This is a genomic window from Bradyrhizobium sp. BRP22 (assembly GCF_020194175.1).
Lineage (GTDB): Bacteria > Pseudomonadota > Alphaproteobacteria > Rhizobiales > Xanthobacteraceae > Bradyrhizobium.
The window spans coordinates 19,920-44,315 of record NZ_JADYVX010000045.1 but is presented as its reverse complement, the minus strand read 5'-3'; the positions used below and the strand labels follow the sequence as shown (position 1 = coordinate 44,315).

21 protein-coding genes and 1 pseudogene are annotated in these 24,396 nt (G+C 62.2%); 12 read left to right on the top strand and 10 right to left on the bottom strand.

The window, feature by feature from the left end; all coding sequences use genetic code 11:
- The first annotated feature begins 10 nt into the window (after positions 1–10).
- The 4 genes from I6F35_RS35015 to I6F35_RS35000 all read left to right on the top strand — a co-directional run bounded on the left by I6F35_RS35015 (position 11) and on the right by I6F35_RS35000 (position 4,333).
- Positions 11–997, top strand: a complete 987-nt coding sequence (locus tag I6F35_RS35015) for a dihydroxyacetone kinase subunit DhaK (protein WP_225122189.1) — start codon at positions 11–13, stop codon at positions 995–997.
- A gap of 1 nt (position 998) precedes the next feature.
- Positions 999–1,604 carry a dihydroxyacetone kinase subunit L gene (locus tag I6F35_RS35010; RefSeq protein WP_225122188.1) on the top strand — a complete coding sequence of 202 codons (606 nt, stop codon included), beginning with the start codon at positions 999–1,001 and terminating at the stop codon, positions 1,602–1,604.
- Between the two features lie 43 nt (positions 1,605–1,647).
- Positions 1,648–3,069, top strand: a complete 1,422-nt coding sequence (locus tag I6F35_RS35005) for an FAD-linked oxidase C-terminal domain-containing protein (RefSeq protein ID WP_225122187.1) — start codon at positions 1,648–1,650, stop codon at positions 3,067–3,069.
- A gap of 625 nt (positions 3,070–3,694) precedes the next feature.
- Positions 3,695–4,333, top strand: a complete 639-nt coding sequence (locus tag I6F35_RS35000) for an alpha/beta hydrolase (RefSeq protein ID WP_346283235.1) — start codon at positions 3,695–3,697, stop codon at positions 4,331–4,333.
- Positions 4,334–4,421: 88 nt separating this feature from the next.
- Here I6F35_RS35000 and I6F35_RS40670 read toward each other — a convergent pair whose 3' ends face one another.
- Genes I6F35_RS40670 through I6F35_RS34985 form a run of 3 tightly spaced genes read right to left on the bottom strand, consistent with a single transcriptional unit; the run spans position 4,422 to position 5,515 of the window.
- On the bottom strand, positions 4,422–4,571 hold the full coding sequence (locus I6F35_RS40670) for a DUF417 family protein (RefSeq protein ID WP_346283236.1): 150 nt from the start codon (positions 4,569–4,571) through the stop codon (positions 4,422–4,424).
- Positions 4,517–4,933, bottom strand: coding sequence for a DUF417 family protein (locus tag I6F35_RS40665; RefSeq protein ID WP_225122186.1), 417 nt, complete (start codon positions 4,931–4,933; stop codon positions 4,517–4,519). Before I6F35_RS40665 ends, I6F35_RS40670 begins: the two co-directional genes overlap by 55 nt.
- A 45-nt stretch (positions 4,934–4,978) precedes the next feature.
- Positions 4,979–5,515 (bottom strand): peroxidase-related enzyme, encoded by a 537-nt coding sequence (locus I6F35_RS34985; protein WP_225122185.1) that lies wholly within the window; start codon positions 5,513–5,515, stop codon positions 4,979–4,981.
- Positions 5,516–5,635: 120 nt separating this feature from the next.
- On the opposite strand from I6F35_RS34985, the gene I6F35_RS34980 reads away from it, so the two are divergent.
- Positions 5,636–6,631, top strand: coding sequence for an AraC family transcriptional regulator (locus I6F35_RS34980; RefSeq protein ID WP_225122184.1), 996 nt, complete (start codon positions 5,636–5,638; stop codon positions 6,629–6,631).
- 29 nt (positions 6,632–6,660) lie between these two features.
- Here the strand turns inward: I6F35_RS34980 and I6F35_RS34975 are convergent, their stop codons facing one another.
- The 5 genes from I6F35_RS34975 to I6F35_RS34955 form a co-directional block, all read right to left on the bottom strand.
- Positions 6,661–6,918, bottom strand: coding sequence for a hypothetical protein (locus tag I6F35_RS34975; protein WP_225122183.1), 258 nt, complete (start codon positions 6,916–6,918; stop codon positions 6,661–6,663).
- A 309-nt stretch (positions 6,919–7,227) separates the two neighbouring features.
- Complete coding sequence (locus I6F35_RS34970; protein ID WP_225122182.1) at positions 7,228–7,659, bottom strand: VOC family protein; 432 nt, start codon at positions 7,657–7,659, stop codon at positions 7,228–7,230.
- Positions 7,660–7,688: 29 nt separating this feature from the next.
- Positions 7,689–9,452 (bottom strand): MOSC and FAD-binding oxidoreductase domain-containing protein, encoded by a 1,764-nt coding sequence (locus I6F35_RS34965; protein ID WP_225122181.1) that lies wholly within the window; start codon positions 9,450–9,452, stop codon positions 7,689–7,691.
- Between the two features lie 55 nt (positions 9,453–9,507).
- Complete coding sequence (locus tag I6F35_RS34960) at positions 9,508–10,380, bottom strand: DUF427 domain-containing protein (protein ID WP_225122180.1); 873 nt, start codon at positions 10,378–10,380, stop codon at positions 9,508–9,510.
- 160 nt (positions 10,381–10,540) lie between these two features.
- Positions 10,541–16,063: an AAA family ATPase gene (locus I6F35_RS34955; protein ID WP_225122179.1), complete on the bottom strand. Its 5,523-nt coding sequence runs from the start codon at positions 16,061–16,063 to the stop codon at positions 10,541–10,543.
- A 309-nt stretch (positions 16,064–16,372) separates the two neighbouring features.
- Between I6F35_RS34955 and I6F35_RS34950 the strand changes: the two genes are divergently transcribed.
- Positions 16,373–17,056, top strand: coding sequence for a haloacid dehalogenase type II (locus I6F35_RS34950; RefSeq protein ID WP_225122178.1), 684 nt, complete (start codon positions 16,373–16,375; stop codon positions 17,054–17,056).
- A gap of 29 nt (positions 17,057–17,085) precedes the next feature.
- On the opposite strand, the gene I6F35_RS34945 is transcribed toward I6F35_RS34950, so the two are convergent.
- Positions 17,086–17,613 (bottom strand): DUF417 family protein, encoded by a 528-nt coding sequence (locus I6F35_RS34945; protein WP_225122177.1) that lies wholly within the window; start codon positions 17,611–17,613, stop codon positions 17,086–17,088.
- A 535-nt stretch (positions 17,614–18,148) separates the two neighbouring features.
- Here I6F35_RS34945 and I6F35_RS34940 point away from each other — a divergent pair.
- From I6F35_RS34940 to I6F35_RS34920, 5 genes are all read left to right on the top strand, one after another.
- Positions 18,149–18,514 carry a response regulator gene (locus I6F35_RS34940; RefSeq protein WP_225122176.1) on the top strand — a complete coding sequence of 122 codons (366 nt, stop codon included), beginning with the start codon at positions 18,149–18,151 and terminating at the stop codon, positions 18,512–18,514.
- Positions 18,511–19,170 (top strand): sigma-70 family RNA polymerase sigma factor, encoded by a 660-nt coding sequence (locus tag I6F35_RS34935; RefSeq protein ID WP_225122175.1) that lies wholly within the window; start codon positions 18,511–18,513, stop codon positions 19,168–19,170. Before I6F35_RS34940 ends, I6F35_RS34935 begins: the two co-directional genes overlap by 4 nt.
- A gap of 112 nt (positions 19,171–19,282) precedes the next feature.
- Complete coding sequence (gene egtD / locus I6F35_RS34930) at positions 19,283–20,194, top strand: L-histidine N(alpha)-methyltransferase (protein WP_225122203.1); 912 nt, start codon at positions 19,283–19,285, stop codon at positions 20,192–20,194.
- A gap of 426 nt (positions 20,195–20,620) precedes the next feature.
- Positions 20,621–21,304, top strand: a complete 684-nt coding sequence (locus I6F35_RS34925) for a sensor histidine kinase (protein WP_225122174.1) — start codon at positions 20,621–20,623, stop codon at positions 21,302–21,304.
- A gap of 19 nt (positions 21,305–21,323) precedes the next feature.
- Entirely contained in the window at positions 21,324–21,824 is a 501-nt protein-coding gene (locus I6F35_RS34920; protein WP_225122173.1) for a DUF417 family protein, read from the top strand.
- Between the two features lie 298 nt (positions 21,825–22,122).
- Here the strand turns inward: I6F35_RS34920 and I6F35_RS34915 are convergent.
- Positions 22,123–22,392: pseudogene (locus I6F35_RS34915) on the bottom strand (TMEM175 family protein); the annotation flags it as partial.
- Between the two features lie 355 nt (positions 22,393–22,747).
- Here I6F35_RS34915 and I6F35_RS34910 point away from each other — a divergent pair.
- Entirely contained in the window at positions 22,748–24,394 is a 1,647-nt protein-coding gene (locus I6F35_RS34910; protein WP_225122172.1) for an ATP-binding protein, read from the top strand.
- Positions 24,395–24,396 lie beyond the last annotated feature (2 nt).

Below are 24,396 nucleotides of genomic sequence, written 5' to 3'. Positions count from 1 at the left end.
AGAAGGTTGAATGAAGAAGCTGATGAACGCCGCCGATGCCTTCGTCGACGAAATGCTCGACGGTCTGGTGGCGGCTCACCCGACCCTCGTGCGGGAGGCGCGGGTCGTCCGCGCCGCCCATGCGCCCAAGCCTGGCAAGGTCGGCATCGTCTCCGGCGGAGGCTCCGGTCACCTGCCGCTGTTCACCGGCTATGTCGGCCCGGGCCTTCTCGACGCCTGTGCCATCGGCGACGTCTTCGCCGGTCCTTCGGTCGATTCCTGCATCCAGGCGATCAAGGCTGGCGACGGCGGCCGGGGCGTGCTGCGCCTCTACGGCAATTACGGCGGTGATCGCATGAACTTCGATCTCGCCGGCGAGATGGTCGAGATGAATGGAATCCGGACCACGACCGTGCTCGGCACGGACGACATCGCATCGGCGACACCGGACGAGGCCGCCAAGCGCCGCGGCGTCGCCGGCATCATCTATGCCTACAAGATCGCCGGCGCCAAGGCGGATGCGGGGGCCGATCTCACCGAGGTGACTGCGACGGCCCAGGCTGCCGTCGATGCCTGCCGCACGATCGGCGTTGCCTTGTCACCGTGCCAGATCCCTGGCGCCGCGAAGCCGACCTTCGAGATCGGCGCCGACGAAATCGAAATGGGCATGGGCATTCATGGTGAACCCGGCATCTGGCGCGACAAGCTCCGCTCGGCCGACGATGTCGCCGACGAGATGGTCAGGCGCCTGCTCGCCGACCCCATCACCGACAAATCCGAACGCGTCTCCGTGCTGGTGAACAGTCTCGGCGCGACGCCGCTCGAGGAATTGTTCATCGTCTATCGCCGGGTTGCCGCGCTGTTGAGGAAGGACGGACGGACCATCGTGCGCCCGCTCGTTGGTCACTATGTGACGTCGATGGAGATGGCCGGGCTTTCGATCAGCATCATTCATCTCGACGCTGAGCGCGAGCGGCTCCTGGCGGCGCCCTGCGCCTGTCCCTTCTGGAGGGTGTGACGTGGCAATCACGGCCGATACGCTGCGCCATGCCGCGACCCGAGCGCGCGATGCAGCGGCGCTCGCGCAGGACGATCTCAATGCCGCTGACGGCAGGTTGGGGGACGGCGACACCGGCGTGATGCTGCGCCGCTTGTTCGAGGCCGTTGCGACTGCCATTCCCGCGCACGAGAATGACCTCGGCATTGTCTTCCAGGCCTGTGCGCGGGCGTGCGCCAGCGGTACTGGATCGAGCCTCGGCACGCTGGTCACTGTCGCAATGATGACGTTGGCCAAGGCGACCAGGGGGCGCAGCGAGATCGGCTGGGACGAACTCGGCGGGCTGCTGGCGTCGATCCGCGATCAGATGATGGCGCGCGGTGGCGCCAAGCTTGGCGACAAGACCGTCGTCGACATGATCGATGCGGTTGCCAGCGCGCTCGCGCATTGTGCGACTCGCGACGAGGCGACCGTCGCCGCGCAAAAGGCCGCGCAGGACGCGCTTGACGCGTTTCGCGCTCGGCCCAACAAGCTTGGCCGTGCCCGCATGTTCGGCGAGAGGACGATCGGACTTGACGATCCCGGCATGCTCGCCTTTTCCCGTCTGCTGGCCGCGGTGGCGGCTTGAGCGCCGTGGTGCAGATGGAGGCGGGGTCACAACGGAGAACGCCATGAACGCGCATGCCCTTCCACGCCCGGAGCCCACAACGATCGCCGCCGTAAAAGACAAGCTTGCTGCGCGTCTCGGCGCACGCGTGACCGTCTCGCAGACCATTCTCGAACAGCACAGTCATGGTGAGGGCCTGCCGGCGGTCGGCATTCCCGATCTCGTGGTGTTTCCCGAGACCAACGAGGAAGTCGCGTTCGTTCTTGCGCTTTGCAACGACCATGGTGTGCCGGTGACGCCGTTCGGCGCGGGATCCTCGCTGGAAGGCCAGCTCGCAGCCCTTGCCGGCGGCGTGTCGCTCGACACGAGCCGCTTTGATAAGATTCTCGAAGTCTCGCCGGAATCACTGGATTGCCGGGTGCAAGCCGGCGTGACGCGCGAGGCGCTCAATGCGCATATCCGCGACACCGGCCTGTTCTTTCCAGTGGATCCCGGTGCCAACGCCTCAATCGGCGGTATGGCCTCGACGCGTGCTTCGGGCACCAATGCCGTGCGCTACGGCACGATGCGCGAGAACATTCTCGGCCTCACCGTCGTCACGCCCGACGGCCGCATCGTGCGTACCGGCAGCCGCGCGCGCAAGTCTTCCGCCGGACTTGATCTCACCCATCTCTATATCGGCAGCGAAGGCACGCTTGGCGTCATCACCGAGGTCCAGCTCAAGCTTTATGGCATGCCGGAGGCGATCGTCGCGGCGGTTTGCCAGTTCACCTCGCTCGAGGGTGCGGTCAACGCCGTCGTGACGGCGCTCCAGTCCAACCTCAAGCTGGCGCGCATCGAACTGCTCGACGAGGTGCAGATGCGCGCGGCGATCAACTACTCGAAGCTCGATTATGTGGAGTCGCCGACGCTGTTCCTCGAATTCCAGGGCTCGCTGAACGGCGTGCGCGAGGACGTCGAGATGATGCAGGCGATCACGGGAGAGCACGGCGGCGGTGAGTTTCTGTTCGCGGAAAGGCCCGAAGACCGCAACCGCTTGTGGAAGGCGCGCCACAATTCCTATCAGGCGGTGATGGCACTCAGCCCCGGCAAGAGCAACATGGGCACCGATGCTTGTGTGCCGATCTCGGCCCTTCCTGGGTGCCTGTTGGAGACCAAGGCGGACATCGTCGCGTCCGGCCTGACGGCGCCCATCGTCGGACACGTTGGCGACGGAAATTTCCATCTTGGTATCCTGTTCGATCCGAACGACGCCGCCGAAACCGAGCGTGCGGAGGCGCTTGCCTTCCGGACCGCGCGCCGGGCGATTGCCACGGGCGGCACCTGTTCGGGTGAGCACGGCGTCGGGCTACACAAGATTGTGCACATGAAGACCGAGCACGGCGAGGGCGTAGCCTTGATGAAGGACATCAAGAACGCGCTGGATCCGAACGGCATCATGAATCCGGGAAAGATGTACCCGTTTGGTGGCAATTGTCGCTCGTGAATGGACGACTCAACAATCTCGAGGAAAGAATTTGAGGGGGCCAATCGCGACCCGCGCTTCCGATTTGGTGGGTTTGGCAATGTAGCGGATTAGTGGCTTGAACCGCCGACGTGTGCCTGGACAGAGCGGCGGCGCACTTGCCAAAGCCCCCTCGATCACGGCGCGGCAGAACATGCTAACAGCGCCGCGGCATCTCGTTGTCGCAGAATTAGCGTCTCTGACGCGTTCGTGCTCAAAACGCCGTCCGGCGCGATGATGCCGCGGCAAGGGAACAATCGGGAATTGATCGTCGAAATGATCCGCCACTTGTAACCAGACCGGCCGGATCGCCGAATAGCGGAGGTCCGGGTCCACGGAAGCGCGATTGCGCTGTCTGGCAGAGCGAGGGAAGAGATATGTCTGAGGAAATCAACCATGATCGCCGGTATTTCCTGGGTGCAGCGGCAATGACAGTCGCCGCAGCGGAGCTCGGCGCAATTGCGCCGGCGGATGCGAATCCTCATGCGAGCAGGAAAGTTGTTCGGGCCGGCGCGGAAGATCGGAAACCGCCGCCGCGAACGTCACCGTCGTTCTTGTCCACGGCGCCTGGGCCGACGGTTCAAGCTGGGCTCGCGTCATCACATCGTTGCAGTCCAGAGGGTTGAAGACGTTGGCGGCACCAATTCCGCTCTCGTCGTTGTCGGATGATGTTGCGGCGCTCGAGCGGGCATTGGAGCGGACCGACGGCCCGCTCGTCCTCGTCGCGCATGCCTATGCCGGCGCCGTGATAGGTGCATGCACCAACGAGAGGGTTCGATCGCTGGTGTTCATTTCGGCTCTCTCCCCCGACGAGGGTGAAACAGTCGCCGACGTATTCTATCGTGACAAGCCGTCGCCGGAGGCACCGAAACTCACTCCCGACAATCACGGTCTCCTCTGGATGCCCGACGACCGGTTCGGTGCCGCCTGGTGTCAGCATGCCCGGCCCGAACAGGCCGCGCTCCTCGCCGCGATCCAGGGTCCCATTGCCGTCGCGGCCATCCAGGAAAAAGTTCCGAAACCGGCGTGGAAGGAGAAGCCGTCATGGTACCTCGTCGCCGAGGAGGATCGCATGATCAACCCGGCGACCCAGCTGTTCCTTGCGCGTCGGATGGGTGCGCAGGTTCGCTCGGAGAAGGTCGATCATGCATCGCCGATCACGGCGCCGGGGCCGGTCATCGGAATGATCCACGAGGCCATCGCCAGTTCCGTCGCGCGCCAGAGCGGCACGCAGCAACACGGCTGAACCGGATGGACAAGCAGCTTCCGCCACGTCACGGTTCAACTCACGCCAAGTGCGCCGGCGACGCTTCGCCCTTCAGCAGGATGCCACCCTATTGCCGCGTCAGGCGAACCAGGTCCTGCCGCAGCAGATAGAAGGAGACCGCGAGCAGGACGACATCCTTCATCAGGAACGGCACGTTACCGGTCATCGCCGGGAAGCCTCCTGCGGCGACGTCCCAACCCTCCGGCATGAAGGGAATGATGGTAACGGTCGCGATGAAGGTGCCTGTCGAGCCCAGCGCTCCGAGACGCCAAGCCGGTGGCTCCAGAAGCCCGCGAGTAGCAGCGCGCCAAAGGTCCATTCAGAAACGCCGAGGAAATAACTGGCGCCGGCATGGCCGAACACGGGATAGAGCCACCAGATCAAGGGGCCGTTGCTGATGAACGGGACCAGCCGTTCGAATTTGTACGGAAACCACTTTTCGTAACCGAAGAAGAAGAACATGATCACCATCGAGGTGCGGACGATATGGTAGTCGAGATCTTCCGCGAGCAGGCCGGATCCCTGCAGGGCGCGGACGAGAGGAGTTTGGGCGGTGTGGGTGTTGGAAAGCGTGGTCATGGTCGTGATCCCTGATGTGAGATGATTGACGTGGCGGCCGTCGCGTCAGGCGACCGCCGGGAAGTCGATCTCGGTGTCGTTGATGCGGTTGAAGACGTTGGTGAACACGGTGGTCGCGAAGGCGAGGCTGATGTCGACGAGCTGTGCGTCGCTGTACCCGGCAGCCTTGATCGCGGCGAAATCCTTGTCGCTGACCGTGCCGCTGGTACGCGCGAGCTTGTCGACGAAAGCGACCAGCGCATCACGCTGGGCATCGCCGGTCGGCTGGCCATCGCGGATCTGCTTCAGCACCTCCGGTGTCAGGCCGACGAGCTTTCCGAGATGGCTATGGGCGGCGACACAATAGTCACAGCGGGCGGCCTCGCTGATCACCAGCTTGATGATCTCCCTGTCGGACTTGGTCAGGCCCCCGGAGGCGAGCACGGTGTCTGCAGCGAGGATGGCCTTGAGCGCGGCCGGGCCATGGGCGGCGAGCGCCGCAAAAGTGTTCGGCACACTGCCAATGGCCTTCTTGATCTGGGCGTAGAGCTGGCCGGACGGGCCGGCGTCAGCTTCGAGGTTCGGGACGGGAAGACGGGACATGGTGGCACTCCTTGGTTGGGGCGGTGAACGATTGCGGAGTGACAGTACGGCCCGGATATGAGATTATTAATGCCATAATAGCGCATATATATGCTCATCCGTCTCAATTTGGAAAGCGTGATGGATTGGCTGAGCCGGCTGTTCGAGATGATGCCGGTGCGCGGTCGTCTGGACCTGCGCTGCTCCTATGGCGCGCCCTGGCGGATCGAGCAGGGTCCGGGCGAGACGAATGAGATTCCCTATCACGCGGTCGTCGGTGGCTCGGCCATCCTGGAAGACCCTGCCGGCGGCAAGCCGCTGCGGCTGGAGACCGGGGACATTCTCCTGCTGCCAGGCAATCCAAGACATGTCATGCACGACGGCGGCGGCGCTGCGCCGCTGAAGGCTCACAATCGCGCTTCACTCAACTTCACGATCAGCGAAAATCCCGGCTCGGACGCGCGGCTCGATCTGTTGTGCGGACATTTTTCGATCGCTCCGCCGCACGACCGGCTGCTGCGCAATTATCTGCCGCCGGTCCTGATCATGCGCGCCGGCGCGCAGCAGGCAGGCGGACGGGACAGTGCCGGGCGGCTCGCGGGCCTCGTTGCCCTGATGCGCGGCGAGACGGCAGATGATCATCTCGGTGGCCGAGCGATGCTGAACGCGTTGTCGACGGCGATGTTCGCGCTCGTGCTCCGCCTCGCCAGCGAGACCGGGGAGGCGCCGCGCGGGCTGCTTGCGCTCGCAGGTCACCCGCGCCTCGCGCCAGTGGTTGCGGCCATGTTCAACGAGCCTGCGCGTGCATGGACGCTGCCCGAGCTCGCGCAGCTCGCCAATATGTCGCGTGCGACACTTGCCCGTCAATTTCAGGAGAAGGTCGGACGCTCGCCGAGCGATCTGCTGACCGATATCCGCATGACGCTGGCAACGAATGAATTGAGAAAAGGGTCGATCTCGACCGGAGCGGTCGCGGAAGCGGTCGGCTATCAGTCGGAGGCGGCGTTCCAGCGGGCGTTCAAGGCCCACATGGGCATTACCCCTGCGCAATGGCGAAAGGCGGCGCAGGCTCCCGCGACGATTGACGGGTTGGAGCTGGCGAGCGCAGAGGCGATATCGGGGAGCGAAAATGCATAGGCAGGTGGGCTTGAGGGGGCCGGGCCACGTCAGCATCCACGGCAGATGATCAGCTTGCGATCCAGCATCTGATCGCGTTGCTGCTCACGCTCCCAAGCCGACAGAGCATTCGATTGAGGCGCGTCGGCCTGGCTCGGCTGATGGTGGCCGACCGGAGCGAGCCAGGGCAGGTGCGACGTCGGCTCGGCCGAGGCGAAACGCTCGGCGGCCCGCGACGGCAGGTCGGGGAGAGCGTCGAGAGAGGTGCTTCGGTCGGTGGCATGTGCGGGCGACAGCAGGCCGATCATGAGAAAGCCCGCAACAGCGGAACGGAACGAGCGTGTCTGGTTCGAGCGATGGGACATGGTGGCGCTCTCCTGATGGAGGCTCGGAATGAGCGGCTCCGTTGCGGGCAACAATAGTTGCAGACACGAAAAGCTGAATGCTGGGCGATCTCGGAGATATGCTTGTTCGTCTCAAAGGCGCCGATGGAGGACACTGGTCCGCCGTGACTGGTGTCGATACGGCCTTGCGAGCGACAACGCGGATGCCGCGGCCTCTTGCGCCGGCGAGGTCGCGCCACCACGCACGACGATGTCTGGACGCTGCCGCACGCTTCAAGCCTTGCGGTAGCCTCGTTCCTGGAGCACCCAGCTATTGCCGTCCGGGTCCGAAAAGTCGGCGAAGCTGGCGTAGTCCCCGCGCCCGGGATCTAGTCCAGGGGCAAAGCCACCGTCCCATGCGGCGATCGGCGTCTTGTGCCTGATATCACTAACCTGAACGCCACGTTCCAACAGGTCGCGGCGTGCCGCCTCGAGGTCCGTGACGACGAGATAGGCGTTGCGAAGCGACCCTGCGGGCGCGTCGGTGATGGCCTTGCCGATCTGGATCGAGCAGTTCGAGCCGGAAGGCGTGAGTTGCACCACGCGGAATACGTCATTCGGCGAATAGTCGACGTCGAGAACGAAGCCGACCTGATCGACATAGAAGCGCAGCGCCCGCTCGACGTCTGCCACGGGAACGGTAATCACCTCGACCGAAAACTTCATGATGGCCCCGCTGATTGGGTCCTTGCGATCTACAAATCGATGACGACGTCTTGAACCGGCTGTGCGCAGCAAATCAGGAGATTGCCGTCGGCCGGCTGATCGAGCGGCAGCGGCTCATAGGCCACCGCGCCGGAAACCAGGCCGCTTTCACAGTTGTGACAGACGCCAGTCCGGCACGACCAGCGGACCGGAACGTCGCATGCCTCGGCCAACTCCAAAATGCTTGCGTAAGCCGACGGTTTCCAATGGACGGCGATGCCACTACGCGCGAAGGATACCAGCGGGCCGCTGTCGGCGGCGTCCTTGGGCGGGTGCGGAGCTCGCATGGCTGCGCCGACGATGCCGGGCATCATTGACTCGCCGCCATTGAAGATCTCCATATGAAATCGTTCCGGCGCCATACCGGATGCTGCGAGCGCCTGTTTCATGTCCGCCATGAAACGAGCCGGCCCGCAGAGATAGACGTCCGCCTCATGCGGAAGACCGATGTCCTCGAACACCGCTTGCGACAGGCGGCCAGGAGCATCGAAATCCTCGCCCAGCCTGTCATGCGGATCTGGTCTGCTGTAGCAGACAAAGCTGCGGCCCTGTGAGAGGGCAAGCATCAGACGGCGTACTTCGCCGGCGAATGGATGATGCTGCCGATTGCGTGCAGCATGCAACCAGAAGATTTGCCGTGTCGAGCGGGCCGCCGCGAGGGCGTGCAGCATGGCCAGTACGGGCGTTGCCCCGATCCCGGCGCTGAGCAACACCACGGGCCGCTCCCCGGGTTGCAGGGTAAATCCTCCGCGCGGAGAACTCACCTCGAGAACGTCGCCTGCGTGGATGTGCTCGCTCAGGTAATAGCCGGCCGCCCCATTCGGCTCGATCTTCACGCTGATCCGATAGCCCTGTGTCGATCGGGGACCCGAGATTGAGTAACTGCGAATGAGCGGCGAGCCGTTGGTTTGCGGAAGGCGCAGGACCACGTACTGGCCGGGCAGAGGCGGCGGCAGCGGTTCTCGATCCGGGTGCTGCAGTGAAAGCGAGATGACGTCCACGGCCTCTCGATCGATCGACGCAACCACGAGCGGACGAAACCCCGGAGCGACCGGATGTGCAGCGGCTGCCGGGGCAAGACCGGCGTTGCCGCTGTTCCCCGTACCGGCCTTTTGGCTCTGAATGAGCGCCTCAAACGACGCGCGCCATCCGGGCGAAAGTGCCCTGATCCGCAAGGCGCGGTCCAGCCGATCGCGTGGGTGACTGGGTGAATACAGCAGTGCGCTGATTTCGGCGACCGTCATTCGATCGTCCGCCTCGCCCACCTTCACGATTTCGTCGCCGGCGCCGACCTCGCCTTCATTCAGAACGCGGAAGTAAAACCCCGGCCGTCCGCTGGACGTCAGCAGTGCCGGCATCTTCGGCTCGTTGGTCCGGATGCCGACACGATAACAGGTCACGCGAGGTTGAGTGACCTCGAACACGGCGCTGCCAATTCGATAACGATCGCCGATGCACACGGCATCGTCGGGCAGTCCTTCGATCGTGAAATTCTCGCTGAACTGTCCGTGGACGAAATCGGCGCGGCCCAACTGCATCTGCCAGTAGCGATATGATTCGATCTGGTACACGAAGATCGCTCGCTGCTCACCTCCATGGCCGCCCAGGTCGCCCTGACCGTCTCCGTCAATGTTCAATCGGCCAACCCGACAGCGGCCACGCACGGGATTTTTCCAGATCCCGGTACGTATTGTTCGATTCTTCCACGTGACGTCACGTGGAAGCCCGACATTCACCGACAGAAGACGCGCCATATGCAGCTCCGTTTCGACGCCCGAGCTCTTACCAGCGGGTCGCAGATTCCGCTGGCTAGTTACCAGCCTCGGGCGCCACCTCGGCAACGTCAAGATTACGATCGGGGCCGTGTGGAACCACCGACTGGCCGGGTTCGAGACGCATCAGCGTGGCATCGAGATGGACGGTGACGATGTCCGGTTCGAAGGATACAAAATTGGAGATGCGGCGGACCTCGGGATAGGCGTCCGGGTAGGACCAGGCCGCTTGGCGTGCATCTCCAATGGAATAATAGCTGCAGAGACCCTTGTACGGACAGAAGGTCTGAAGCTTCACCGGAGTGAGGGCAGACTCGTCGATATCGGCACGTGGAACGTACCAGCGGGGTGCAAAGCCGGATTCGTAAAGCACCAGCGGCCGCTTCGTATCGGCGATGACCCGACCCTGATGGTTGACCACGAGGTGACGGGAGGTCTGGCGGATGTCGATGCAATGATAGGGATCGGCGGCGTGACCCACGATGCGTTCGTCTTCCTCGTAGAACGCATCCATGGCCCGCCAGGCGAAGGCGATCAGACCGTGCAAATCGCGCGCATGGGCGGGCAGGTCGGTGTGTTGCCAGGCTCCCCGGGCCGCGATGTGTTGCTCGTCCGTCCGGACGCTATACCAGGACGTTGGCCCGAGGTCGACGTGTCGGGTGCTGTGCTCGGTGCGCTCGAGGACTTGGGGCGAAACGTCGGTCGCCGGGAAATAGGCCACGGGATAACGGCCTGGTTCGAACAGCAGGAGGACCTTCTCGCTGTCGGCAATCCAGTGTCCCCCAAAGTGCACGCGCATGCGGCGGCGTAACGGTTCGACGTATAATAGTCGCTTGGGCAGCTGCTCGGGGACGAGGAAGCGGCCGATTGCTCCCGTTGAAAGGGGGCCTTGTTGCCAGGATAGTCCCAACTGATCTCTCCCTTTGCGCACCGTTAGCGGATGTCGATCTGTTCCCGCCTATGCCTGGTTTTCGCCGGCGCGATCGGACGGATATATTTCGTTCGCAGCCCGGTTTTGGTTACAGGTCATTCTACCATTTTTGCGCTGTGACGACGCCAGCCGAGATGGTTCAGCCAACTGCAGATCCGTCATCGATCGGGACGGTGAACTGGAAGACCGCCCCCCGCGGTTCGTTTGTGGTCACCCACAGTCTGCCGCCATGCGCGACGATGATCGAACGGCATATGGACAGTCCGATACCCAGACCTCCCGACTTGGTCGTGTAGAAAGGTTCGAATAGTCGCGCGAGGCCCTCCGCAGACAGGCCCGGCCCCGAATCCGCGATCGACACCAGTATGCTATCCGCATCCGCTCGCGCGGTCTGGATCAGTAGTTCGCGCTTGCCCTCCATGGTTCCGCTCAGCGCCTCGATGGCGTTCAGGATGAGGTTAAGCGTCACCTGCTGCAGCTCGACGCGATCGCCGATGACTTTGGGCAGACGATCGGCGAATGCCGTCTTGATCGAGACACCGTTCCGCGCTGCTTCGGTTTGCGTGAGCTCAATGACATGACCGATCACGTTGTTGATCGCCAGGGAATCCCGTTTGGGCGGTGATTTCTTGATCAGATCGCGGATCCGCCCAATGACCTCGCTGGAGCGGATGCCGTTCTCGATGGCGCGTGTCAGCGCCCTGCGCGTCTGCTCCAGCGCTGGCGGTTGGTGATCGAGCCAGCTCAATGCCGCCTGCGCACTGGCGATGACGGCAGTGTTCGGCTGATTGACCTCATGGGCGATCGATGCGGTCAGTTGTCCCATCACCGCCACGCGGTTGGCGTGGGCCAGCTCCATCTGGGCCTCGCGGTAACGTTGCTCGTTCTCGCGTGCCTCGGTTTCCGCGCGCTTGCGCTCGCTGAGATCCAGCACGAAGGCGACGCCCTGTTCTTGCTCATTATCGAACAAGGCTCCGCCGGTCAGCACCGGCACGCGGCTGCCATCCTTGTGGAAGAACGCCTTCTCAAACGGCTTGACGACCCGCGTCGCCTTCAATTCGTCGCGGGCGCGATCGGTGCGCTCCTGCCATTCGGGCGGCGTCAGATCTGCCCAGCGCAACCTTCCTGCGGCCAGATCATCGCGATCATAGCCCAAGGTCTTCAGGAAGGCCTCATTGGCATCGAGAATGTCGGGGATGTGATCGAAGATGAAGATACCGATAATGTTGGATTCGACGAGCCGGCGGATTTTCGACTCCCGCTCCTGAAGCTCCCGATACAGACGGGCATTGTCGAGTGAGGTCGCAGCTTCGGACGCGAGAAACTTCAGGATCGCGATCCGGGCGGGGGTGAATACGCGCGAGGCAAGATTGTTTTCGAGATACAGAAATGCGACCGTCCCGCCTTGCTTGATGAGCGGTACGCACAGGGCCGATCGGACACGTTTTTGCTTGATGTATTCGTCGTCGCCGAATGCGTTGCTCCTCGAGGCATCATCAAGCACGACGCTTTCTCGCGTGCGAGCCGTGTATCGTACGATCGACATCGGCACTTCAGCGGCCGAGATCGGCGAATCGGCAAGATCGAGAGCGACCGAACCGCCGCCAGTCACCGCCTCCGCCCGAATTCTCAGCTCGGGGCCCCTCGGCAAAATCAGCACGCCGCGTTCTGCACCCGCGTGCTCGATGGCCGAACGAAGCAGGGTTTCCGTGAGCCTCTCCAGCACGATCTCGCCTGAAACGGCCTCCGACACCTTGAGAACCGTCGCGAGGTCCAACTGCTCGACAGGCGCTCCGATCGTGCCCGCGGCGTTAAACGCGGATCCCCGCTCCCGCAGGCCCGGATGGAATTCCTCGAGCTGGCGCACCTTTGCCGCGGCGCCCCAGCGCGCGTAGCAATCGCGCGCCTTCATCAGGTAGGACAGCACGACTGTTCGAATGCCGCGCGCCTCATAGAACCGTGCTGCACGCTCGGCGGCGATTGCCTCGATCTGCACAAATCCCGATTCTTGCGCCAATCCGATCGATTCTTCGTACAGCTGCTCCGCCTCGAGTTCACGGCCCTCGATGCGCGCGAGCTCAGCCGTGACGAGCTTCTGTCGGGCGGCGAAATTTGCCGGGCAGCGGTTGGACCAGACTGTGAGCTTGCGGTGGTGCTCACGGAGATCGCCGAGGTGGTGCTCACGATCTTCGGAGTCTGATGAGTGATAAGCCCCGGCATGGGCGAGCGCCGTATAGAACCGGTATTCGGTAAAGTCCGAATAGGATCGGGCGCACCAGGAGAGCCTTTCGGCGTGTGTGGCGAGGTCAATCGCGACATCGTCACGTCCTGCGAGGACCTCGATCTGAATTTGCGTCGCGTAGTGAAAGAAGGCGCTTAACGGTTCGCTCGCATCCGGAGGCTGAAGCGACGCCGGGCTCTCGAAGCGATTATTGTCATCGCGCCCCGCAAGGCTCCGCGCCAGCTCTCTTTGCCTGACCAGCCCCTCCGCGGCCAGCCGGACACCCAAACCCTCAGCGAATGACAAGGCCTGTTGGGCGCTCGAGCAGACCTCCGCTAGCGAATCGCCGCAGAAGAGATCCACCGATATCAGTCCGCGATGCGAGTATGCCGCGAACGCCAGCTCTCCAGTCGTCAAGCAAGTTGCGAGAGCACGCTGAATGAATGGTCTTCCCGATCGGATCGGGCGAATCCAGGGGGTTACGTGGAGGCCGAATACCAAAAGGGCACGGCCGCTCAGTCCTAATTGCGGGTGTCTATCGGCAAGGGTTGCGCCAAATTGTGATAGCCGGAATCCGAGTTCGGCATCGGTTGAGTTACTCGCGAGTACGCCGAATATCGCGGTCAGCGGATAGCAGGCTTCAGGGCTAATCCCGTGCTCGATCGTCAGCCGAGTGGCCTCTACGAGCATGATGTCGGACAGGTTGCGATCGGTCAGAAACGCAGGTGTGAGGAGATCGGCCAAGACGCACATCGTTGCACGATGTTTCGGATCGGTCATCGGCGGCAGCGTATGAAGCTGGGTGTCGGACAATCTTTCGGCCAAACCCCGCAGGCGTCGCCGATTATCATCCACTTCGGTTCGGTCGGGATGGGGAGCCCAGTCGATCCCGGTCTTGTGCAGGAATGCAAGGCAGACGTCGACCGCCGGTTTGAGCTGTCCCGCAGCGGTGTAAAGCTGTGCCTGAAGTCTGGCGACCTCGGCACTAGCCTGAATGTCCGATCGGCTCTGTGACAGGATCGTCAATTCCGCCTTGGCCGTGTCCAGATCGCCAAGCAGAAACTTGCATTCGGCGTGCAGCAGGCCGATCGCGAAGGCGTCCCGGCTGCACCGGGGATGTCCTTCCTCGCCGAGCAGATTGCGGGCCGTTTCGAGGTAGGTAGTTGCCGCATGGTAGGCCGTTGCACTTCGCGCACGCCGGCCCGCCTCGAGATTGACGGCAATGACCTGATTGCGTTCGGCGTCCCTTGCCAAGGCGGCGATGCCGCGGTTGAGCTGGTTGGCAACGATATAGACGCGCTCGTTGGTTTCGTCAGGCGTCGGCTGTGCCGCCAGCGCCATGCCGATCCGAAGGTGCAAGGCCGTCCGCCTGTGCTGGTCCGGTTCAAGCGCATAGGCGGCCTCTTGCACGCGATCGTGCACGAACACGTAGGAGTTGTTGAGGCGTCGAACTAGCTCGAGACGCGTCGCGTCTCGCATGTCGACGTGAAGCGTCTGCTCGGATCCTCCGTGCACAAGGCTGAGCATTGCGACCTCGGCGCTGCTGCCCAGACAGGCGAGTTCGAGCAGCGCCCGACGTGTCTCGTCGCGCAAGCCGCTCAGCTTGCCGACCATGAGATCCGCGACGTTTTCGGCGTAGCTTTTGTCCTCGATGCGTTCGAGGTCCCAGCGCCATTGCCGTTTGTCATGATCGAAGGTGAGTAGCTTCTCTTCGGCCAGCGCCTGCAAAAACTGCGTGAGAAAGAACGGATTGCCTCCCGTCTTCTCGTATGCCAGCTCGGCGATCGGCATGGCGTATGCCGGCTCGCAGCGAAGTGCATCCGCGGCGAACTCCCCAACGGCATCGCGAGTGAGGGGGGCAAGGTCGACTTCTCGAACGCGTTTACGGGAAGCGCGAATTTCCGAGAGCCACTGCGCCAGCAGATGTTTGACGTCGACGTCGTTGGGTCGATACGCGGCGACGAGAAGCAGATTCCGCAAGTCGGATCTGTTCAGAAGGTACTCTATCAATTCCAACGTGGCCACATCGAGCCACTGCAGGTCGTCGAGGAAGAGCACAAGCGGATGGTGAGGTTTGGCGAAAATGGCAACGAAGCGTCGAACGACGAGTTGGAAGCGCCGTTGTGCATCTTGCGGGGAGGTCTCCGGGACAGGCGGTTGATCTCCGATCAACAGCCGCAGCTCCGGTGCGAGATCGACCATCAGTTGCCCGAGATGACCCAGCGCGTCGCGCAGTGCACGACGCCAAGGGGCCAGCTCGGCATCATTCTTGGCGAGAAGGCCCCGGATGAGGCCCTGGAGAGCATGTGCGAGCGTCGCGTAAGGCATGTCGCGCCTGTGCTGATCGAATTTGCCCGACGCGAAGAACCCTCCCAACGGGATCAAGGCCTTGTGCATTTCGTCGACGAGAGCAGACTTGCCGATACCGGAGGGGCCGGACACCAGGATCAACTCGGGCGTGCCGCTCCGGGCAACGCGATCGTACGAGGCAAGCAACGCCTCGATCTCGTGTTCCCTACCGTATAGCCGTTCGGGAATCAGCAGGCGGTCGGGTGTATCGGTTCGACCCAGAACGAAATCGTCGATCCGTCCCTGCGCTTCCCATTCGGCGACCGACCGTTCGAGGTCGTTCTTGAGGCCGACGGCGGTCTGGTAGCGATCCTCGGCTGTCTTAGCGAGAAGCTTCATGACGATCGCCGACACGACGCTGGGAACGCCATTGATGCGTTCGGCGGGCGGAACGGCCCGTCTCGCGACATGGCTGTGCACCCATTCCATCGGATTGGCGGCGGTGAACGGCAGTGCGCCGGTGAGCATTCGGTAGAACGTCACGCCGAGTGCGTACAGATCGCTGCGGGAATCGATGGACCGGTTCATCCGGCCTGTCTGCTCGGGTGCCATGTAGGCCAGCGTGCCGGCGATGGTCTCGGGCGGTTCGAGCCTTTGTCGCTCGCGCGGCAAGCGAGATGTCAGGCCGAATCCGGTAATCCTGACTTCGTCCGTTCCAGTCACCAGAATATTTGCCGGCTTCAGATCCTTGTGGATCAGACCCCGCCGATGGAGCTGGTCGACGGCGGTGGTGATGGCGAGAGCCAATCCCAAAAAGCGGTCCAGCTTCATCGGCACGCCGAGCAGTTGGTCCTCGAGCGGCTCGCCGCCGGGATCCTCCAGGATCAGCAAGGTTCGACCGCCGTCGCGGATCAGCTCCAGCGGCCGTACGGCGCAGGTCCCATCGAGCTCGTCGCGCAAGGCGTATTCATGGGCGAGCCGGTCGAGGATCGCGGCAGGCGGGTGTTCCGCGGCGGCCATGACGATCAGGACACTCTTGACGTTCCCATCGGCGCCCCGGCGCCGTTCGCGGCAAAACAAGCGCTCGCCGTCGTCCCATGAGGCCTTGAGACCGGCATCGCCGTTGGTGGGAATCCGCGAGGATACGTGCATCTGCCGGACTCCGGAACTAGCCGGCCACTCGGTTGAAAACGCGGGAAAGGTGTTTGTCTATCCCGTAGGGGGAACGTACTCCCAACACCAGGCCCCAACAATAGCCGGGATCTGAGCCATGACATGAGCCGCATTCGGTTCGGGCAGGACTGGTCGAGGCTAGGCCGCGGCCCGATTTGGCTCGCGCTGTAACCAAACCGCGCCCGTCCACGAATGACTTGCCCAGACCGTCCCGATCCGGCTTGCGGCATTACCTGCGCAGACCGTGCATCCTTGGGTCGCGGCCGAAGCGAAGATGGAGCTTGCAGCATGTCCGACCTTCCCCTGATCGTGTTCGACGTCAACGAGACGCTTCTCGACCTTCGGACGATGGAACCGACGTTCAAGCGCATCTTCGGAGACAAGGTCGATATGCGGCTCTGGTTCGCCGACCTCGTCATGTATTCGCTGGCCCTGACGGCGGCACGCGCTTATGTGCCGTTCACGGAGATCGGTGCTGCCGTCCTGAAGATGCTCGCGGACGCCGAAGGCATCAGGATCGAGCGCGCAGACGGCGAGGAGCTCAAGGAAAAATTCGCGACGATGCCGCCTTATCCGGAAGTGCCGGGTGCGTTGCGGAAGCTGCGCGATGCCGGCTTTCGGCTGTTCACCCTGACAAACAACCTGGCTGAAGTTCAGACCTGCCAGCTCGAACGCGGTGGAATTTCAGAATTCTTCGAAAGGTCGTTCAGCGTGGACAGCGTCAAGGTATATAAGCCCTCGCCGCAAACCTACGCGCACGTCGAGAATGAACTGGGAGCCCGTCCGTCGCAGCTCTGCATGATCGCCTGCCACGCCTGGGATACGCTCGGCGCCGTGGCGGCCGGTTGGGAAGCTGCATTCATCAGGCGGTCCGGAAACGACATCCTCGGAGTTGGGCCCCAGCCGCAGATCATCGGCAACAACCTTGCCGATGTAGCCGAGCAGCTCATCGCCCGTCACGCTGGACGGTGATGAGCTTGCGCTTCCAGCACCAACCGGGACTACTGCATCGCTTCCTGTCGGACGATCCCGTTCTGAGTCGGGGACACTTCGGCCGCTGCCCGGAGGATGTCCTGCTTGAGCAGATAGACCGACGCCGCAAGCAGCACGACGTCCTTCATGAGGAAGAGGAACGGCAACGTGGCCGCGGGAAAGCCGCCGGCCGGTGCAGCCCAGGCATCGGGGAAAAACGGAATGATCGTCACGGTAGCGACATAGGTCGCGCATGAACCCAATGATCCCAGGACCGCCAGTTTTCGGTTCCAGAATCCGAGCAGAAGAAGCAATCCAAACAACAATTCCGCGGAACCCAGGAAGTAGGCCGCCCCGCGTACGCCAAACACCGGATACAGCCAGAAGATCAGGGGCCCGTGACTGATGAAAGGAATCAACGCATGCGCTTCATAGTCGAACCATTTCTGGCAGCTGAAGACAAGGAAGACGACGATCATCGCCACACGCGTGGCGTGGTAGTCAAAATCGCCCCCGACCAGATCGAGTTTGGACAGTTTCTTTATGAGGTGGTCCATCTGATGTGTCTCATCATTGAGGTCGCGGATTGGCGCCAAGGGTGGCGTCGACGTTTGTCGTCATCTGAACGGTAGCCAAGCTTCGAAGGGGACGCTGTGCGCGGATTATCGCGCGTTTCTCAAAATTGCGCTGTTCGGCCGCAGGCGACCGGCATCTGCGTGGCCTGACTTCGCTCGCGTTCTGGCATCTGCGAATGACGTCGTGAGACGAAGGGCAGTCTTGCTGCTGCGTGTCCGTGTTACCCCGGTGGTCGTGTTGCCGCCGCAAACCCATACCAAAGTATGGATTTGTGCATCACAATCGTGAGATTGTAGAGGGCACCTGCCGCACGCATGCTCCGGGCTCACCTGCGCAACCATCTTGGCGCAGCTACTGGATTTTCCTCGGTTGGGGAGACCGAACATGCGCCTCTCGCGAAAAAGCAGCGAGCGTTACGATAGCAGCCGCCTCGTCGAAGGGACGGTGGCTTGCGCGCCGGTCGATCTCGTTGCGATCGCGTATCGATGATGGTTGCGCTTTGCGAGGGGAAGTCCGGTGAAGGTCCCTTTTGTAGGAGTTGTCGATGACGACGAGGCCTTGTGCCTGTCTTTGGTGGATCTGATGCGATCGATCGGCTACCGCTCCGAGCCGTTTGACAGAGCCGAAGCGCTGCTGAGCTACGCTGATCGGTTCAGCTTCGACTGCATCATCGCCGACGTTCACATGCCCGGAATGGGCGGGCTCAACCTCGTTCGCCAGCTCCATCAGCAGAAGGTCAGGGCGCCGGTGATTCTCATTACCGCGCTTCCTCACAAGCAGCTGGACGCGGAAGCGGCATCGATCGGCGCATTCTGTCTTCTCAGGAAGCCGTTTGAGCCTAGCGCGCTGCTTGAGTGTCTCGACAGGAGCCTTCGACCATGAAAGCGCTCTCGGGTGACGAGATCACGTCCTCAATGGCCCCGCAATCCTCTGGCGCAGACGAATCGCGGCGTCCACGAACCCGGGAGGATGCGGGTTCATCGCGACCTGATGGCGCGAAAACCGCTCGCTGGCAGAGATGGAATGATTGCTCGGAGCGATGGGGCCGCCTCATGCTTGCGGCGCGAGAAGGGGATGGAGCGGCATATGAGCAATTGCTGCGCGAGCTGGATCTGTGGCTTCGCGCCTACTACTCGCGCCGGCTTCCCTATCCGGCCGCCGACGATGCGCGGCAGGAGGTGCTTCTGGCCATTCATGCCAAACGCCACACTTTCGCGCCGTCGAAGCCCTTTGGCGCCTGGGTTACGGCTATTGCCCGCTACAAATGGGTCGATCGCGTTCGCGATGCATCGCGCTACAGCGCGCTCTCGCTCGACGACGAAATCGCGGTCGAGGATCACGAGGGGGCCGCCATCAGCGCTGCTGCGCTGGACCAGTTGCTTGGCCGGTTGAAGCCGGCACAAGAGAGCGTGATCCGTCTCGTGAAGCTCAATGGTCTCAGCATCGCGCGAGCGTCCGGCGTGACCGGTCAGTCGGCGGCCCTGGTCAAGATCAATATCCACCGCGGGCTGAAGAAATTGGCGGCGTTGGTCTCTTAACGTAATTGCGGCCGCGGCCCGGCCGTACAAAGGAAAAGTGAAATTGCTTCAACTCCAGAACGAAGTGCGATCCGGCGCGGCCGACCTCACGACGGCATTCCGTTACGACACCATGGAGGGGTTAAGTCTCGCGCCAAAGGCAATTCCGGCGAGATGGCTTTACGATCGCCGCGGATCGGCTCTGTTTGAGGCGATTACGCTGCTGCCCGAATACTACCCGACGCGAGCCGAGCGATCGATCCTTGCGTCCGCAGTATCGGAAATCTCCGCGCTCGCGGGCTCGGGCCGCGCAGTCATAGAGTTCGGTTCGGGCTCCTCGGCAAAGACGCGACTGTTGCTGGCGGAGACGGAGCCCTCTGCCTATGTGCCGATCGACATATCGGGTGAGTTCCTCCGGGAGGTTGCGGCAGGCTTGTCGCATGCATTCCCCGGGCTGCCGATCTACCCAACCGAGGCCGACTTCACCTATCCCTTTACGCTGCCGGAAGAGATTGCGTCGACTGCGCGCCTCGGCTTCTTTCCAGGGTCGACGATCGGAAACCTGACTGTCTCTGCGGCGGTCGATTTGTTGCGGGCAATGGCGACGACCTTGGGTGTCGGATCGATGCTGCTGATAGGCATCGATCGCATCAAGGATCAGGATACTCTGCTGCCGGCATATGATGACACGCAAGGGCTGACGGCGGCGTTCAATCTAAACCTCTTGCATCGGATCAACCGCGAGCTGGGCGGCTCGATTCCCTTGGGCGCGTTTCGCCACGTGGCGCGGTGGAATGAAGCGGAAGCGCGTATCGAGATGCATCTGGAAGCCACTCGCGATGTCCGCTTCGAGGTCGATGGGCGGGTCTTTTTCTTGACGAAGGGCGAGACCATCCACACGGAGAATAGCCTCAAATACGGGCGGAGGGATGCCTTCGTTCTGCTCCAGGCCGGCGGATGGGATCCCATCGCCGATTGGACTGACGACAGAGAGCTCTTCTCGGTCATTCTCGCGGAGCGAAGGCTCGCGCGAGCGGCACCCTAGGTCGTATCGAAGGCGCAGCCGGAGTCATTCCGACAATATCGCCTCAATCGGCGCAATCCACGAACAGCGAGGCCCTCGCATATCCTGCATACTGTGTGTGTCTTCATGGTAATCAACTGCGTTGAGGTGCGACCATGCAACTCCGTTCCTCCCTCATCTTGAGCTTCGCCGCCATTCCCCTGACTGCCCTGGCGGATCCTCTCCCCGCGCCGTCGCCGAAAGCGCCGAGCCCGCCTGAGAGCGTACACGTGCAGCCGCGCGGCAATGCATTCATGCCGAATTCAGTCGCCGAAGATGCGTTGCAGAAGCGCATAACGGATTTCAATCAGAAGCAGGAAGGCCTGGACGCAGATCTCGACAAGAGGCTGAAAATCTGCCGCGGATGTTGATCGATATCGGGCTCGGCAAACAGCAATGGGTCTGCACATGAGGCACACTGTCACCGATTCGTTCCACGACGGAAGCGGATGCGCGCGCTACGAGCGGATTGCCCCGATCCGGGACGACTCGCTCGAGTTGCTCGTCAGGGAGTTGCAGCATCGAATGCGCAACATCCTCAGCGTGGTGCTGTGCTTCGTAAACAATACCGATGCGAACACGACCGCCGATCTTCGCGCGGCGCTCTCGGCGCGGATCGCGACCCTGTCCGATGCTTACAGGATGATCGGCTCGGTGCGGGAGCAGCGCGTCTCTCTTGCGGGACTGCTGGAGCGAACGCTCGAGCCGCACGCGATGTTCCACACGGGCCGCATTCTGCTGGCGGGGCCGGACCTCACGCTGGAGCCGCATATCGCCCTGTCGATGCACGTCATCATCCATGAGTTGGCGACGAATGCGAGCAAGTACGGCGCGCTGACCTCGACTACGGGAGCCGTTGAGGTGACTTGGGAGAGCCCGCCCTACCTTGGCGGACAAGGTCTTGCCATCCAGTGGCGCGAGCGCGGCGGACCGAGGGTGACCAGGCCGGAGCGCAGAGGTTTCGGCACGCAGCTGATCGCAAAGGCCTTGCCGGGTGCGCAGGTCGATCTCGACTTCGCACCCGACGGTCTTGTCTGCCGGCGTCTGATCGATCTTGGCCAGACGTCGATTACGCTGGGGGTTGTCAGCTAGGATCAGGAGGATCGACATCATGAGTACATTGACGAGTGTCCCGCGGAAATCGTTCGCAAGCAGGCTGCCGATATCGGAGTTGCTTGCGGGAGATCTGGATTATCACATCGTTCGGGCGTCGATGGTGATCCTGTTCTTTTTTTTCGGGTACCAGAAGTGGTGGGCGTACGAGGCCGATCGTCTGGAACCCTTCATCAGCAACGGTCCCCTGATCTGGTGGCTCTACCCCGTTTTCGGCCATCAAGGTGCCAGTTGGTTTCTCGGCGTCTCCGAATGGACTTTTGGCGCTTTGATATTCGCGGGCTTCTGGAGTAAGCGCCTCGGCATTCTGGGCGCCCTTGGATCTACCGGTACCTTTATCGCAACAGTCACGATCATTCCGTTTATGCCGGACGGTTGGGACGCTGCTGCGGGCGGCTTTCCGGCGATGACGGGCAACGTTCCGTTCCTGATGAAGGATGTCGTACTACTTGCGGTGTCGTTGTATCTTCTGAAGCAGGACGCGGCGCGTGTCCTGTAGCAACTTGAGGCTTGAGATACACGGCCAGACAGACGCAGATCAATGCCAGCGCGAACATGGGATGCTGCAACGAGACGGCCGCCGCGGCGACGAAGCCGAGCAGGGTGGTCAAGGATCGCATGCGCATCTTCATGCGCGCGCGGGCTGGGATCTCCTCGATCGCTGGCCGGTCGACGGCTTCCCAGCACAGCAACAGATAGGTCGCGTTCACGAGGGCGAATATGCCGGCGTAGACGGTGACGGGCAGCGGCGCCAGCCTTGAGCTAGCAATCCAGGCGGTCGAGAACGGCAGAAGCGATACAAAAAAGAGATGCGCGAAGTTTTCCCAGATCAATCGGGGCGTCGCTGCGCTTGCGTAGCGTAGAAGATGGTGATGGTTCATCCAGACAATGGCGATGAAGAGATAGCTGACCATATAGCTGATGACGGTCGGCCAGAGCTCAAACAGGGCATCGAGGCTCGGAGCGTGTGGTGGGCGCAGGTCGAGGGCGAGAATTGTAATAACGACTGCAAAAACAGCATCTGAGAAGGCGTGCAGGCGTTCCGTCTTCGGAGAGTCCGCGCTCATTATTCCCGTCCTTGCCGATGCAGACCTGCGTCGCAGCGGTCTCGACGCTCGGATTGGGGCTGAACAGCCAACGATCAGCAGGGCGCAAAGCCGCCCTTCTGCACTTTCGTGGATATTCGGAGCAACTGTCGGATTGGTTACACCTGCTTGAAAAAATGTGGCGCGACGACGTGCGGCGAGGTGTCTGTTGCTGGTTCGTGAACCGCGGCTCCCCGCAGCCAAACTTGGCAACGTTGGTAAGTCCCGTTACATGTTGCGGCGTACTGACGCGCTCTTGTCCCGCCCCATGATGCGCGAGTCGAGGGGTGATGCGTCGAGAGGCCTGGATATGAAAGTCACTACGAGACATCTCGGCATGAGGCTCGATAACGAGGCGCACGAATTTGATCTGGTCGCAAAAGCGTTTCAGATCATATCGAGAGAAATCAGCTATCAAGGATTGGCCAAGGCTCTCCTCATGGAGGCGCTGAGCTATTCCGGTGCGACCCGGGGGGCGATCATGCTTAGCGGGCAACGAGAGTTGCTCGCGAAAGCCGATGCGAGCTTCCCGCGCGAAAGGACAAACTTCCTTGCCTCCTTCCCGCCGAACGCCGAATTCAACTTGCCGGGCGACCTCGCCGAAGAGGTGCTCGATCGAAAGCAAACGGTAGTAAGGCAAACCGGCGCAGAGAGCTCGGCATTAATCGACCCCGCGAACCCGCCGTCTGGAAAGATAGCCCAGCTGTGCCTGCCGTTGATTCATCAGCACTGGGCGATTGGCGTTCTCTATCTCGAAGCGGATGGAGGTGCGGATGTCTTCACGCCGCGGTGCGTGTGGGTGATTTCCTTGCTTGCCAATCAGGCCGCAGTCTCATTCGAATCGGTACGCCTGTTCGAGGCGCTGCGCGAGACCAACATGTGGATGGTCAGAGGCCAGCAGATCGGCGGGATGGGCAGCTATCGGTGGAACACGCGGACCTTGCTCTCCCGCGGATCGCGCGAATGTTATCGCATTCTGGATATCGACCTGGATGTAAACCCCGTTCCATTCGAGGTGTTCAGGAGCCGGGTCCACCCCGAGGATTATCCCGCGCTGGAGCAGGCTCTCACCGAGGCGATCAGCACGAAGTCACCATTTGCCCACGAGTACCGTGTGGTCCACCGGAACGGCAAGACGTTGCATGTCGCAGCCGTCGGACAATTCGACGAGGGACCGACCGGCGACCTCGAGCTGGAAGGTATCATCACGGATGTCACGCAGCGGAGGGCGGCAGAGCAGGCGCTCGCCGATGCGCGAAACGAGTTGGCGCGGGCGACGGGTCTGACGTCCCTTGGCGAGCTCGCCGGCTCGATCATCCACGAGATCGATCAGCCGCTGACGGGGACGATCATGAGTGCGGAGGCTTGCCTCCGCTGGCTCAGCAGGGATCCCGTTCAAGTCCCGGAGGCGCGGAAATCGGTCGCGCGCATCATCAAGCAGGCACGCCGAGCCGCGGAGGTCGTGACCGGGGTCCGGTCTCTCCTGAGAGGCACGCAGGTCCATTTTGCCGAGTTCGATATCAACGAGGCGGTTGCGGAGGTTCTGCTTCTGTCAAAAAGGGAGATCGAGCGAGCCGGGGTCATCGTCCGGACCGAGTTCGATCGATCATCGCCTCAAGTCGAAGCAGACCGTGTTCAGGTCCAGCAGGTCGCGCTCAACCTCGTGCGCAACGCAATCGAGGCCATGGCCGAGGTTGAGGAGGGGAACCGCATTTTGACCCTCTCTTCGGGCGTCTCTGATGGTATGATTTCCGTGGCAATCGCGGATACCGGGGGTGGCATCAGCCCGGCTGACAGAGAGCGGGTCTTCGAGACGCTCTACACGACAAAGGGGGCGGGACTGGGTCTTGGACTGTCGATCTGCCGCAAGATAGTGAAACTCCACGGAGGGCGGCTATGGGTGGAAGAAAACGGGAGGTGCGGAGCGAGGTTTATCTTCGCTCTCCCGCTTCGCCAGGCCGTTCAGACGTCGGAAAGCCAGTAGAC